This is a genomic window from Massilia sp. YIM B02443 (assembly GCF_030411955.1).
Lineage (GTDB): Bacteria > Pseudomonadota > Gammaproteobacteria > Burkholderiales > Burkholderiaceae_D > Telluria.
On the sequence record NZ_JASNRA010000016.1, the window covers coordinates 76,714 to 90,067 of the forward strand.

A 13,354-nucleotide genomic window follows, 5' to 3' on the forward strand; every position below is an offset into this window, starting at 1 on the left:
ATGAGCGAATCCACGCAAGTCTCGTCCAAGTCCCCAGAGCGCGCGCCGGAGGTTGCAGTTGCCCCGCTCAACACCATCGACCAGCGCGACGTCGCCGCCGGCGCCGCCGCCTTCGACAAATGGCTGCGCAAGATCAGCTACGACTACGTCACGCTGGAGCGCCTGAGCACGGTGGCGGGCAGCCTGCCGGTGATCGGCAACATCATGGCGCTGATCGACGCCATCATGGATATCGTGGAGATCATCCAGAAAGGCCTCGCCAAGGGCGCTAAGGAAATCGATTTCCTGCTATGGGTGAGCCTGGGCATCAACCTGATCGGCGTGGCCCCGGGGGCGGGAAACGCGGCGCGCATGAGCCTGCGGCCGGCCCTGCACTTGGTTCGGCAAAAGCTGGCGCCGGGCGTCAAGGATCTCGGTACTGCATTGATCGAGGTGCTGATCATGCACCTCAACGCCACGCTGGCGGGCGAGATCGACAAGTTCGTCGACAGTGCGATGGCAAAGCTGGCGGGCATCCTGGACGATTGCGCCAATACTTCCGACGGCATCGCCGACGATCTAATCAAGATCCTCAACCGCTGCATCGGCACAGAACCGATGTTCGACGTAGCCGCCCCGGCGGAAGTGGAAGACAAGCTGCACGACCCCGAGGTGAAAAGTAGCTGGCGCCGCATGCTTGGCGCCCTTGGCCAGCAGTACAAAATGGCTGCGAACTACGCGATCGCCGCGGCAGCCAGCCACTTGCCGGATAGCGCGGTGGCTGGCGTGAAGGGTATCATCGGCCACCTGACCGACTTCAAGCCAGCGTTTCGCGGCAAGCTCGCCGCCTTGGCCGACGAACAGACGCAGATGAGCATCCAGTGGATACTGATGCGGCTGCGTGACGCAGTCATCAAGCACAAGAAGCGGTATCCGGCACTGGTCCCATCGAGCAAGGGCGCCGATCACAAGAAGAACAATCCCAGCCATGGACTGGCCACCACTAGAGGTCAACACCCGGCCACGGGCGACGCCAACGCCTGCAAGCTATGCCCAGCCAAAGGCGGCACCGCGCGTTCGATCAGCTTCGCCACCGGCGCCGAAACCTTCACCCACACCGATTTCGTATTGGATGCGCCGCTGCCCATCGAATGGAGCCGCACCTACCGCAGCCAGCTGAGCGCCTACGACCGAGGGAATCTCGGCGCGCGCTGGCTTACTCCGTACAGCACCCGCATTGACGTCGTCGGCCAAGGCAAGCCCACTGCCCTGCTCTACCACGCCCCTGACGGGCGCAGCCACCGCTATCCGTGGCTGGGCATCGGCGAGCGGCATTATGATCCGATCGAGCAAATCACGCTCACCCGCATGAGCGTCGCCCTGCTCACGCTCGACTTTGGCAAACCCCTGCCGGAGGGCGAAGCAAGCAGCTGGCGCGAAACCTACGAGCTGGTCGACACCGTACGCGCCAAGGCTGCCGAGATGGGCAAGCAGCACTTCCGCCTGATCGCACTGCACTCCCGCGACGGCGCCGCGCTCGGCCTGCGCTACGACCACGTTGTCGCCAATGGCCAGCATGCCGGCGAGGAGGTGCTCAGCGACATCATCAGCAAGCAGGGCGAGACCATCGTCGCCCATGCCGGCACCCAGGTCGACCTCGACAGCGGCTTTATCCGCGCTCTCTGGGAAATCCGCGACGGCAAGCTGGTACGCCAGCTCGCCGCCTATGACTATGACGAGCACGGCGATCTGATTCGCGCTCAGGACGAAAACGGCGCCACCTGGCGGTACGAATACGACCGCCACCTCATTACCCGCTACACCGACCGCACTGGGCGCGGCATGAACCTCGCCTACGACACAAGCATCGACAGCGGCGCCCACGCCAAAGCGATCCGCGAGTGGGCTGACGACGGCAGCTTCGACACCCGGCTCGAATGGGACAAGAACATCCGCCTAACTTACGTCACCGACGCTCTCGGCCAGGAGACCCGCTACTACTATGACATCGCTGGCTACACCTACCGTATCGTGCATCCGGACGGCCTCGAGGAATGGTTCTATCGCGACGACGCCAAGAATGTCGTGCGCCATATCGACACCGACGGCAGCAGCGAGCATCACGCTTACGATGTGCATGGCAACCTGCTCACCCATACGCGCGCAGACGGTTGCCAAGTCCACTTCGAGTATGACGGCCAGCACCGCATCACCCGCATCCGGGATGGCGAAGGCGGCATTTGGCGGCGTGAGTACAATGGCCAAGGTCACCTGGTCGAGGAAACGGACCCGCGCGGTAACAAGACCCAATACGCGTATGACAAAGTTGGCCGGCCCGTCGAAGTTACCGACGCCAAGGGTGGCGTCACGAAACTCGCCTACACCCCGGACGGCCAGCTCGCCAGCGTCACCGACTGTTCCGGGCACAGCAGCCAGTGGGAATACGACGACCGCAAGCGCCTGATCAAGAGCATCGACGCTGTCGGCAACATCACCCGCTACCGCTACACCCCTCTCACTGCCGAAACGCTGGCGCAAGCGCACAGCGAAGGCAGCGACAGCGGCAATCATCCCGGCCAGCTCGAAGCCATCGTCCACCCCGACGGCAGCCTGGAGCAACTGCAGCACGACGCTGAAGGGCGACTGCTCATGCACACCGATGCGCTCGCGCGGATCACCTCCTACCGGTACACGACGACCGGACTGATTGAAAGCCGCACTGACGCGCTTGGAAACAGCCTTCGCTATGGATGGGACGCGCTCGGCCGCTTGTCCGCATTGGAGAACGAAAACGGCAGCATCTACCGTTTCCAGTACGACCCGGTCGGCCGGCTGCTGCAGGAACAGGGCTTTGATGGCAAGACGACCGAGTACCGCTACGACGCGGCCAGCGGGGTGTTGACGGAAACCGTCGAAGCCGGCATGAGCACGCACCTCAATTTCGACTCAATGGGCCGGCTCGTGCAACGCCGCGCTACGGCACCCGGTCAGCCAGAGCAAATCGAAACCTTTGCTTACAACACCAACGGCCAGCTAGCCGAAGCGCAGAACGAGCACGCCAGGTTGCAATGGTTCTACGACCCCGCCGGCAACCTGGTGCGCGAGCACCAGCATTATCAGGGACCGTTCCATCCTGACAAACGAACCGCGGTCTGGCGCCACCATCACGACGAACTCAACCAGCGCATCGGCACCATTCGTCCCGACGGCCACCGGATCGAATGGCTGACCTACGGCGCCGGTCACGTGCACGGCTTGCTGCTCGACGGTCAAGAGTTCGTCTCCTTCGAGCATAACGTGCTGTACCAAGAAACCACCCGCACTCAGGCCAACGGGCTGCAGCAAACGATGAAGTACGACCGGGCCGGCCGCCTGGTCGAACAGCAACTCGGCACTATCGCGGATATCCGTCGGAAGGACCGACATTTTTACCCCGACACTTATCGTCCCGACGTCCAGGTCGGCATGCAAGCCGCGATCCTGCGGCGCTACCGCTATGACCGAGGAGGCCAACTGACCAGCGTCGAAGACAGCCGGCGCGGTCACATCGCATACCGCTACGACCCGGTGGGACGACTATTGGCAGCAAACAGCGCATTAGGCCAAGAAGCCTTCGCTTTCGATCCGGTCGGGAATATTCACGCAGCCGATACCTCTCAGTATGAGCCCATTATCCGCCGCGCCTCGTTGCCAAAGCTACTGGACAATTTGCTCAAGGAATATGCCGGAGTCAGTTACCGCTACGACGAACGAGGCAACGTTGTGCAACGCAACCAAGACGGCACGCAGTCGAAATTTGATTGGGATGCGTTCAACCGGCTGACACGCGCGACAACTTGGCATGGCGTCACTACGTTTGCCTACGATCCACTGGGGCGGCGCGTCGCCAAGCACTACCACGTGCTCGACGGCCTCACTCTGCGAGAAACAAGTCGGACCATGTACGGCTGGGATGGCGACACGTTGGCGCTGGAAAGCAGCGTGCACCAAGGCCATGTCGCGCGCGAACGAACAGCACACTATGTGTATGAGCCAAACAGCTTCGTCACGCTGCTGCAAGCTACACGAAGCCGGGCAATACAATTAGGACCCACTACCGATGTCACTGCGCTGATGGCAAGCAATGGTGGCAAGTATGACCTCGCGCTCGATCCGCTGTGGAATGGCGAGTCCGAGCGGGAGGTCAACCCACTCGATAAGGAAGAGATTGCCTTCTATCAGTGCGATCACTTGGGAACGCCGCAAGAACTAACTGACCATGAAGGCAAGGTAGCATGGTCGGCGCAATATAGGGCGTGGGGGTCAGCGAAGCAGGCGCTTAGTCACGCGCCATGTAAAGGAGGCATTCAAAATCCAATTCGGTTTCAAGGGCAATACTTTGATGACGAAACAGAATTGCACTACAACCGACATCGTTATTACGACTCATATAGCGGCCGATTTTTAAGTAAGGATCCGATCGGATTGCTAGGTGGTCTCAATACTCACACATATGCCCCGAACCCCGTGCAATGGATCGACCCACTGGGTTTGGCACCTAAAAAACAGAACTCTACCAAGAACGGTTGTACGAATTGAAATCCTTGCCAAGGCCGCAATCCCGCATCAATCGCCCGCTCGTGGCAAGGCAAAGCTCCGTACACTGGTGTGGATAGCTACACCAACGTTGTCGTAAAAAAAGACACTGTATTTTATACACTTTATCCTCATGGAGATGCTCCGGGGAACTATTTAGTGAAATCCAATGTCGTATTAGGCGCCCGCAATGCTAGGCAGTACAATGACTCGGTTCAGGTTGCTCACAAAGGAAATTGGAAGCATCCAGATGCACGACCTATGCGCACCAAAGTCCACGGGTTTGTTCTTACCAAAGATACCTGCGTGGCGCTTAGTATCGCGAAAAACAACCCACACCTTGGAAAGGGCGGAGCGGTACAATATTTCATAGAAAATCGAGACAAAACTAACCTGTTAGATACAGGGAGAATAATTGCTTTTGGGAGGTAGTAATGGACACCATTAAATTAAATCTGGAACACGGAGTGGTTTCGGTTAACTCAGAACCCATAACGACTGACGAAAAAGGAACTCTCGCCGCATCTATCGCGAAACTTTGTTCGCCACCGATTCAGACGGATTACGGACGAACACAGTATCACTTATTAAGAAAAGCCAATGTTTTCGGAAAATCATCCACTGTCGTAATTGAAGTCGGAGAAAAAGGATTGCACCTCGTAGCATTCTTGTTTGACTTGATCGAGTTTTTCGAATCTAGCATTCTTGAATCTAAAGTATTAAAAGCATGCGAGAAGTCTCTGAACGTAAACTTCATAAGCGATCATCCCTCCACCGCATTCTTGAATTCTTTTAAGTGGGGGAAAATCACATTTTTCTATGATGCCAAGCAGGGCGATCTCAGCTTAAACATTACATTTGAGCATGGCTTAGATGAACCTGATTTAACCGCCTGATAGGTGAAATTTTTAGTTAAAATTTTTAATAAAGCCACCACCCATGTTATTTTGCGAGCTGCTCTTTCTTATCAACAGAAAAAATAAAATTGTTTAAATGCTCCAACGGATTACCAACTCAAAGGTTACATTGGTGAGCTAAATCTCAATGAAAATTATTACAGTCGAAGAAAAAACCGACCATGGCGGCACAGCTATCAGTGGTTCTTCTAACCACAATATTAGAGGAAAAGCGACCGCACGACTAGGTGTATGAGCGCAGCAGTTTTGTACCACTGGCTCAGGAAATCCGTACCCAATTACTCAAACTGACGCCACGACCGATGTCAACGCACTCACAACGGGTAACGACGGAAAGTACGATAGCACGACCGATCCGCTGTGGAACAGTGAGTGTCGGCAGGAAGCGATACCATTTGGTAAAGATGAGATTGCCTTTCATCAGTGCGATCATCTCGGGACCCCAAAGGAATTGACCGACTATGAAGGCAACTTAGCGTGGTCGTCGCAGTACAAAGCGTGGGGACAAACAAAAGAAGCGATCGGCAAGAAAGCACACAAGATCACGAATCTGAATAACACGGTTTCAAGGACAATATCTTGATAGCGAGACGGGACTGCATTATAACCGGCATCGTTACTATGATCCTGACACGGCCAAGTATCTTACGCAGGACTCAATTAGATTGGTCGGCGGCATCAATTTCTATCATACGCCGCGAACTCAACGCTATGGCTTGATCTTCTTGCGTTGGCGACGTACATGGCGATCGGTGCAGACCAATCGTTTGTGGAAGCTTTTGCCGTAGCCATGAGAAAGAAACGACCTTGCGACGAATTCAGAACTATAGGAAAAGAGTGGCCTGGGTTATTGAAAAATCCGGCGCAATTAACTTTCTCACCTCTGAGGATGACTTAAAATTTCTCGCCAAAGAAGGCGTTATTGAGTCACGAGAAGACGCCGTCGGGACTTACTACTATGTTGAAAACGTGGCTGCTAATTTTAGATTTGGCATTTTCATCAGCTTACAGAAGAAAAAAATTTATTGGGTACGAATGCATTAGATAGACAGCTCCGTGAAGAATTGGGACGACGTAAGTTACAAAGCGAGAATGGATGAATATCGTATGCTTACGAGTTTTATGGAAAGAGAGGTCGGTCTCCAGCCCGACAGTAAGGTCAATAGAAAAAGCACGTGGCGCTTCAATTGGAGCGAAATCGAATTGACATATGAGCCACGTTCCTATGAAGAAATCATTTTTATTAAACCTTGGTGAGATCGCTTGCAAGGGAATTTTTCTAAAAACATTAGTCTTTCCAATGAACAGAGTCGAGCAAATGGGTTCACCCTAGCCGATTCAGACGTTAGCTAGGGTGTGTGAAATTTAAGATTAAAGTCTGCATGCAAAAGAACGGCTAGCCAACTACAATCGGCGACTGTACCGACGTCCGGAATGCGCAGCAAGCTATTCGATCGAGCGAAGGGGTAGGCACATATCAGAATGTGGTGAATAATGATGAGACGGCGCGCTGCGGCTATTAGTAAAGTGGACATATTTTCATAAACGAGTTATAGCGGAGAGGAAGTGCCATCATGATGATTGCGACTAGCGATCTAAGCAAAAACGATGTACCAGAAGGAGATTTCAACTGGTCTGCATTCTCGAAGTTTGCATTGACGTTTGACCCTCTGTCTGAGACTACAGACGAGTCCAATCAGGCGTCTGCGGGCACAACACCATCTAACACATGGTCTGCAGCGGCGTTGCGTTACTTTCTCTATTGCTGGCAGCGCATCGGAAATAACCAAGGAGGGCTGAGTCTGGCCGAAAGTGACAAGGTCCAGGCAGCGCTGTGCATGCTTCGAACAAAGATCTGAATAATCGGTTGCGCCTTGCAACGCTGAGTGGTTGCACAGAACTCCCACCAGCCAGAATCTTGGGAACGCGACGAGTGGTACTGCTGAACACTCATTTTTGACGAGATTCACATCACTGTCCCAAAACTTATTTAGGGGATTACCTTTAGGACGGCAACCACTATGGAACTAAAAGAAATTTCGCGCGGATACCTTCGGGTGCAAAACGGCGCTAAAAGCATCACCGTATATGGTGAAGCGCTTTTAAGGGGGTATGGACCTTCCGACTTCGTGCTATATCAGAACAGCATCGAAAAGTGGGATGTGTCAGATATCCAAGAAGACGTCACTCCCGCCGAGAAGAAGCAGCTTATTCAGTTTCTAAAGGAAGAGTTCGCCAGAAAAAAAATGATTTTGGAGATTGAATAATAAATTCCACCCGTAGCCTTCAAATAAGATTAAAGCGTTCTGTAGCCCAAATGCTATCACTCGCTACACTGCCACTCGGACGGGGCATTCAAAATGCAGTGAAGGCCGAGCCGGGCGGCCCACTGGCTTACTAACGTCGAAGTTTGCACCGGAGATCCAAATGCCGATGAAGATCATTACAGTCGGAGACAAAACCGACCATGGCGGCACAGTTATCAGCGGTTCGTCTGACCACACCATTAGAGGAAAAGCGATCGCCCGGCTAGGTGACAAAGTTGCCTGTCCGCAGTTCTACCCTGGTGGCAAACCGCACGGCATAAACAAAATCATCAGCGCCCACAACACACTTAAAGTTAACGGAGTAGCTGTTGCAATAGAAGGGTGCAAAACAGAGTGCGGATGTAAGCTGGTCGGCAGTTCGCCTGCAAATGTCGAGTAAAGGCATTATTAGGTTTCCTTCCGCTTTCTGTAACAATCTACTGCCGCTTCGCATTTTTACAACCATTCGTTCCACGCATATGCGAGAAAATTCGTTACTGAACGCTCAACGCCGTGCTAGGATAAATAAGTTGCCCTAGATAAACTCGTCTTGCACTAATCGTGCGGCCTTGTCTTCGGCTGACTTAGATGTAAAATAAATAACGTACCGGACACAGTTGCCTTCGTCGCCTGCTGTTGTCGCGGATCTTGGTAGTTGAAGCTCGAACTGGCGCCCGCATGTCACGTAATAACCGTTTGCAGTACCGAAGCCAGTGCCAGCCGTTTGCCGTGGCCGCGCCCTCCTGTTGCCGCGCCACCACCATCGACGCACGACGCGTATTGCGCAGCTGAGCGAACCGCTCGCCTGCCTGCCCTGCCCTCGCTGCCCCAGACACCCATACATTATTTTTGCCAGTCTCCGGTGGAGACGGCACGGAGAATCCATCATGCACACCGAACATACCGAACGCAATCATTCCTCGATCCACGCCGCCACTGCCCTCGACCGCAGCAACCCGCGCGCGCCGCGCCGCGGCATCGCCAAGCATATCGTGGCTAACAGCCGTCGCCTGCGCCAGCGCATCGGCGTCGTCGCCGGCCTGTGCATCGGCCTGACCGCACTGCTGATCGCGTTCGAATAACGCCAACCCGGCCTGCGGTTGATGTTTTGCTCACGGCCGGGCTATACTGCGGCGTCAACTTGTCCGCCGCACCGCATGCCGTCACCACTGCCCGCCCGCCAACAGCCCTATCGCGCGCTCCTGCGCCGCGTGCTGCTGTGCCTGTGCGCGCTGGCGATGGCGCTGCAACTGGTCGGCTCGTCGTTCCACGACCATGACCTGGCCGACCAGCTGTCCGATTGCGTCAGCTGCCACGTCGGCGCCCACTCGCATGCCACCTTGCCGGCCGCACCGCCGGTGGTGCTGGCGGTCTTCCTCGCTATCGCCTACGTCCTTGCCCGCCTGCCGCGCCCTGTCGCGGTGGTCGTGCAACGCTACCTGATCCCCTCGCGCCAGGCCCCTCCCTTCTCGCAGTAATCCGTCCACCGAGTTCTTGCACGCCGATCCCGGCGTCGGCCGTGCGCGTACGCTGCGTCATCACGCGCCATCGTGCGCCGCCTGCCCCCTGCCGCTTCGCGCACCTGCAAGCCCGTGATTCGCCGTTCCCGCTATCGGGAGCGGCCCATCGGAACTGCCCATGCCGTTTACTTGCGCCTCCATGGCGCGTCCTTCGTTCGCCGCGTTGCGCGTTGCCGCCGCGCGCACTGTCCGTTCACCCTGCGCCGCGCGCGACCCGCCGCCCCCTTGACGCCCGTTGCACCGGCGCCCTGTGCGCCGCCTTGTCGAACCACAGAACAAAGGACCACCATGAACACCCAAACTCCGGCCCTCGAAGCAAACAACGTCACCGTCGCCTACAGCTCCGCGCCCGTGCTGCGCGACCTGTCGCTGCGCGTGGCGCGCGGCGAAATCTATGCCCTGCTGGGCGGTAACGGCGCCGGCAAGTCGACCACGCTCAACACCTTCCTCGGCTTCGCCCATCCGCAAACGGGCAGCGTAAGCGTATGCGGCATCGACGTCGGCGCCGATGCGCTGGCGGCGCGCGGCCAGTTGGCCTACGTGCCCGAGAACGTGGCGCTGTACGAACACCTCGACGCGCGCGAGAACCTCGACTACTTCCTGCGCCTGGCCGGCAGCGACTTTACGCCAGCAATAATCGACGACGCCCTGAACGCCGTGCGCCTCGACCAATCGGCATGGAAGCGGCGCCTGGGCGGCTACTCGAAAGGCATGCGCCAGAAGGTGGCGATCGCGCTGGCGGTGGCGCGCCAGGTGCCGGTACTGCTGCTCGACGAACCCACCACCGGCCTCGATCCGCAAGCCACCAGCGAATTCAACACCCTGCTGCAGACCCTGCGCGCACGCGGCAGCGCGATCTTCATGGTCACCCACGACCTGCTCGGCGCGGCCGAAGTGGCCGACCGCATAGGCTTCCTTGAACGCGGCCACATCAGCCATGAGTTCACCGCCAGCGGCACAGAACGCTACGACGTGCGCGACCTGTACCGGCGCTACGCCGGCGCCACCGCCAGCGCGGAGGCGGCATGAGCGCGGTATTACCAGGCGCCACGCGCTCGCCCGCGCCCGGCGCAATGACAGCCATCGCCCGCGCCGAATTGCGCGCCATGCTGCGCAACCAGGTGGCGGTAGCGGCGGGCATCCTGATGCTGGCGCTGACGCTGGCCGCGATCCTGGTCAGCCATGAGCGCCTGAGCGCGGTGAACGCCGAGCGCGCGCGCTTCCAGAACTCCGCCGATCAACAGTGGCAGAACCAGCCGGACCGCCATCCGCACCGCGTGGTCCACTACGGTCACTACGTGTTCCGGCCCCTGAGCCCCCTCGCCTTCTTCGACTTCGGCGTCGATCCGTTCACCGGCAACACCCTGTTCCTGGAAGGCCACCGCCAGAACAGCGCCAACTTCAGCGACGCCGGCCAGTCGTCGCTGCTGCTGCGCTTCGGGCAGCTGACGCCCGCCTTCGTGCTGCAAGTGCTCACGCCTTTGCTGATCGTGTTCCTGGCTTTTGGAAGCGTGGCGCGCGAACGCGAACGCGGACAGTTGCGGCTGCAGATCGTACAGGGCATCCGCGGTTCGACCCTCCTCGCCGGCAAGCTGCTGGCGCATGGCGGCATCGCGCTGCTGCTGGGCGCTCCGGCCTTCCTGGCGCTGGCCGCGATCGCAATCCTGCATCCAGCGTTGGCGGCGGAAGCGCTGACGATGCTGGGCGGCTACGTGCTGTACCTGCTGGTGTGGGCGATAGCGGCGGTGCTGGTCTCGAGCGCACTGCCCCGTGCGCGCGACGCCTTGCTGGCGCTGGTGGCCGGCTGGATCGTCACCGTGATCCTGCTGCCGCGCGTGATGCCGGACTTCGCCGCCGGCGTGGTGGAGCGTCCAAGCCGGATCGAGACCGAGGTCGCGATCCACGAGCGCCTGGCCGCGATCGGCGACAGCCACGACCCGGACGACCCGTACTTCAACGCCTTCCGCGCGCGCACGCTGGAAAAATACGGCGTGCAGCGGGTCGAAGACCTGCCGGTGAATTACGGAGGCCTGTTGATGCAGGAAGGCGAGCGCCTGACCAGCGCCCTGTTCGACGAATTCATGCGCGAGGATCACGCGCGCCAGACGCGCGAAAGCGCCATCGTCAATGCCGCCAGCGTCGCCAGTCCGGTAATCGCGCTGCGCCGCATGTCGACCGCGCTGGCCGGCACCAACCTCGATAGCCACGCGCGCTTCCTGAGCGAAGGTGAAAAGTACCGCTACGGCTTCGTGCAGGCGCTCAACGGCCTGCACGCCAACGTCGTCTCGCCGCAGGGCGACGGCGCCGAACGCATCGACAAGCACCACTGGCAGGACACGCCGCGCTTCGCCTATGCGCCTGCCGCCTATGGCGACGTCGCCGCTCGCCATGCCTGGCCGCTGTTCTCCCTGCTGGCCGGCTGGCTGCTGGTGCTGCTCGGCGCCGGCCGCTGGATCGCACAACGCCTCGAAAGGAACCCGAAATGAATCACCTGAAATTCGAACTGCGCCAGATCGCGCATTCGCGCCTGGCGCTGGCGGCGATCGTGCTGCTGCTGTTGCTGTCCGCGCTGTCGGTATGGACCGGGCTGCAGGCGGTGGCCCGGCAGCAGGCCGCGCTGGAGCGCATCGCGGCCAGCCATGCGCGCGACTTCGAGGCGATCGCCGCCAAGCAGCTCAAGGGCAAGGCGAATGGCGCGCTGGCCGGTTCGGTCGGCTACTACCTGCCGCACCTGACCGTCAATCCGCCGTCGCCGCTGGCCTTCGCCGCCATCGGCCAGCGCGACCTGCAGCCGTCCGCGCTGCGGGTGCGCCTGCTCGGGCTGCACGCGCAGCTGTATGAATCCGAGGCGATCAATCCCGAACTGGCGATGCCGGGGCGGTTCGACTTCGCCTTCGTGCTGGTGTACCTGACGCCGCTGTTCGTGATCGCGCTGATGCACGACCTGGTGACGAGCGAGCGCGAAGCGGGCCGCCTGCGCCTGCTGGCGTCGCTGCCCGCCGGCGCCGCCAACACCTGGCGGCGCCGGGTCGGCCTGCGTTACGGCCTGGTGTGGCTGGCGGCCCTGCTGCCGGTGGCGGTGGGCGCGACGCTGGCCGGCGCCGGTATCGCCGGCTTTGCGCTGATTGCGCTGGTGGCCACGCTGTACCTGGCGTTCTGGTTCGGCCTAGCGGCCTGGGTCGCGGCGCGCGCACGCACCTCGGCCGGCAGCGCCGCCACGCTGCTGGCCTGCCTGGTCGGCCTGGCGATGATCCTGCCGACGCTGGCCGACGCGGCGATTGCGCGCCTGTCGCCGGTGTCGAAAGGCGTTGAATTGGCGCTGGCGCAGCGCCAGGCGGTGCACAACGGCTGGGACATTCCCAAGCCGCTCACGTTCGAGAAGTTCTTCCGCAGCCATCCCGAGTGGAAGGACACGCCGCCGGTCGAGGGGCGCTTCCACTGGAAGTGGTACTACGCGATGCACCAGGCGGGCGACGATGCGGTGGCCGCCGACGTGGCGCAGTACCGCGCCAGCCTGCAGGCGCGCGAGGACTGGACCGCGCGCGTCGGGCTGCTGCTGGCGCCGGTGAACGTGCAGGTGCTGCTGCACCGGCTGGCCGACAGCGACCTGGCGGCGCAGCTGGCGTACCAGGAGCGGATCGGGGAGTTTCATGCGCGGCTGCGCAGGTTCTTCTATCCGTATCTGTTCCAGGAGCGGGCGATGACGGCGGAGGATATCCGCAAGCTGCCGGTGTACCAGAACGGTGAAACCGGTGGTGCGCTGGCCGTGGGCCAGGTGATTGCGCTGGCTGCGCTGGCGTTGGCGATGCTGTTGATCGGGCTGCGCAAGCTGCGTACGCCGGCATGACCAGGTGACTGCATGACAGCCTGAATCGTTCATCCCACCACCCTAAAAACCGTCATCCCCGCGCAGGCGGGGATCCAAGTTTCACCGCGCGCCACTAACGCGTAACGCATTGGCTACTCGAAGAACTTGGATCCCCGCCTGCGCGGGGATGACGGTCTTTAGACTAACTGACTAAATCGTTTGCAGCCTATGGCTGCGCGGACGTTGCTG

Annotated in this window: 13 protein-coding genes; all 13 read left to right on the plus strand. The window is 59.3% G+C overall.

Features of this window, described 5'->3' with window-relative positions:
- The 13 genes from QPK27_RS16990 (at window position 1) to QPK27_RS17045 (ending at window position 13,144) form a co-directional block, all read left to right on the plus strand.
- Entirely contained in the window at window positions 1-4,557 is a 4,557-nt protein-coding gene (locus QPK27_RS16990; RefSeq protein ID WP_290419434.1) for an RHS repeat-associated core domain-containing protein, read from the plus strand.
- Between the two features lie 431 nt (window positions 4,558-4,988).
- Window positions 4,989-5,450, plus strand: coding sequence for a hypothetical protein (locus QPK27_RS16995; protein ID WP_290419435.1), 462 nt, complete (start codon window positions 4,989-4,991; stop codon window positions 5,448-5,450).
- A gap of 430 nt (window positions 5,451-5,880) precedes the next feature.
- Complete coding sequence (locus QPK27_RS25510; RefSeq protein ID WP_374047085.1) at window positions 5,881-6,054, plus strand: RHS domain-containing protein; 174 nt, start codon at window positions 5,881-5,883, stop codon at window positions 6,052-6,054.
- Complete coding sequence (locus tag QPK27_RS17000) at window positions 6,026-6,259, plus strand: RHS repeat-associated core domain-containing protein (protein WP_290419494.1); 234 nt, start codon at window positions 6,026-6,028, stop codon at window positions 6,257-6,259. The genes QPK27_RS25510 and QPK27_RS17000 overlap by 29 nt, the downstream gene beginning before the upstream one ends.
- A 49-nt stretch (window positions 6,260-6,308) precedes the next feature.
- The gene (locus QPK27_RS17005) at window positions 6,309-6,515 is read left to right on the plus strand and encodes a hypothetical protein (protein WP_290419436.1); all 207 of its coding nucleotides are present in this window, start codon (window positions 6,309-6,311) and stop codon (window positions 6,513-6,515) included.
- 530 nt (window positions 6,516-7,045) lie between these two features.
- Complete coding sequence (locus tag QPK27_RS17010; protein WP_290419437.1) at window positions 7,046-7,330, plus strand: hypothetical protein; 285 nt, start codon at window positions 7,046-7,048, stop codon at window positions 7,328-7,330.
- 162 nt (window positions 7,331-7,492) lie between these two features.
- A complete protein-coding gene (locus tag QPK27_RS17015) occupies window positions 7,493-7,738 on the plus strand; it encodes an Imm74 family immunity protein (protein WP_290419438.1) in 246 nt (81 codons plus the stop codon).
- Between the two features lie 160 nt (window positions 7,739-7,898).
- Window positions 7,899-8,177, plus strand: a complete 279-nt coding sequence (locus QPK27_RS17020) for a PAAR domain-containing protein (RefSeq protein ID WP_290419439.1) — start codon at window positions 7,899-7,901, stop codon at window positions 8,175-8,177.
- A 487-nt stretch (window positions 8,178-8,664) separates the two neighbouring features.
- Window positions 8,665-8,859 carry a hypothetical protein gene (locus QPK27_RS17025; protein ID WP_290419440.1) on the plus strand — a complete coding sequence of 65 codons (195 nt, stop codon included), beginning with the start codon at window positions 8,665-8,667 and terminating at the stop codon, window positions 8,857-8,859.
- 75 nt (window positions 8,860-8,934) lie between these two features.
- A complete protein-coding gene (locus QPK27_RS17030) occupies window positions 8,935-9,255 on the plus strand; it encodes a hypothetical protein (protein WP_290419441.1) in 321 nt (106 codons plus the stop codon).
- 330 nt (window positions 9,256-9,585) lie between these two features.
- Window positions 9,586-10,326, plus strand: coding sequence for an ABC transporter ATP-binding protein (locus tag QPK27_RS17035; RefSeq protein ID WP_290419442.1), 741 nt, complete (start codon window positions 9,586-9,588; stop codon window positions 10,324-10,326).
- Window positions 10,323-11,783, plus strand: a complete 1,461-nt coding sequence (locus tag QPK27_RS17040; protein ID WP_290419443.1) for a DUF3526 domain-containing protein — start codon at window positions 10,323-10,325, stop codon at window positions 11,781-11,783. The genes QPK27_RS17035 and QPK27_RS17040 overlap by 4 nt, the downstream gene beginning before the upstream one ends.
- Window positions 11,780-13,144, plus strand: coding sequence for a DUF3526 domain-containing protein (locus QPK27_RS17045; protein WP_290419444.1), 1,365 nt, complete (start codon window positions 11,780-11,782; stop codon window positions 13,142-13,144). The genes QPK27_RS17040 and QPK27_RS17045 overlap by 4 nt, the downstream gene beginning before the upstream one ends.
- Window positions 13,145-13,354: the final 210 nt, after the last annotated feature.

Coding starts and splice junctions, on each gene's coding strand:
- QPK27_RS16990 (WP_290419434.1), top strand. CDS start 1: ATGAGCGAATCCACGCAAGTCTCGTCCAAGTCCCCAGAGCGCGCGCCG.
- QPK27_RS16995 (WP_290419435.1), top strand. CDS start 4,989: ATGGACACCATTAAATTAAATCTGGAACACGGAGTGGTTTCGGTTAAC.
- QPK27_RS17010 (WP_290419437.1), top strand. CDS start 7,046: ATGATGATTGCGACTAGCGATCTAAGCAAAAACGATGTACCAGAAGGA.
- QPK27_RS17015 (WP_290419438.1), top strand. CDS start 7,493: ATGGAACTAAAAGAAATTTCGCGCGGATACCTTCGGGTGCAAAACGGC.
- QPK27_RS17020 (WP_290419439.1), top strand. CDS start 7,899: ATGCCGATGAAGATCATTACAGTCGGAGACAAAACCGACCATGGCGGC.
- QPK27_RS17025 (WP_290419440.1), top strand. CDS start 8,665: ATGCACACCGAACATACCGAACGCAATCATTCCTCGATCCACGCCGCC.
- QPK27_RS17030 (WP_290419441.1), top strand. CDS start 8,935: ATGCCGTCACCACTGCCCGCCCGCCAACAGCCCTATCGCGCGCTCCTG.
- QPK27_RS17035 (WP_290419442.1), top strand. CDS start 9,586: ATGAACACCCAAACTCCGGCCCTCGAAGCAAACAACGTCACCGTCGCC.
- QPK27_RS17040 (WP_290419443.1), top strand. CDS start 10,323: ATGAGCGCGGTATTACCAGGCGCCACGCGCTCGCCCGCGCCCGGCGCA.
- QPK27_RS17045 (WP_290419444.1), top strand. CDS start 11,780: ATGAATCACCTGAAATTCGAACTGCGCCAGATCGCGCATTCGCGCCTG.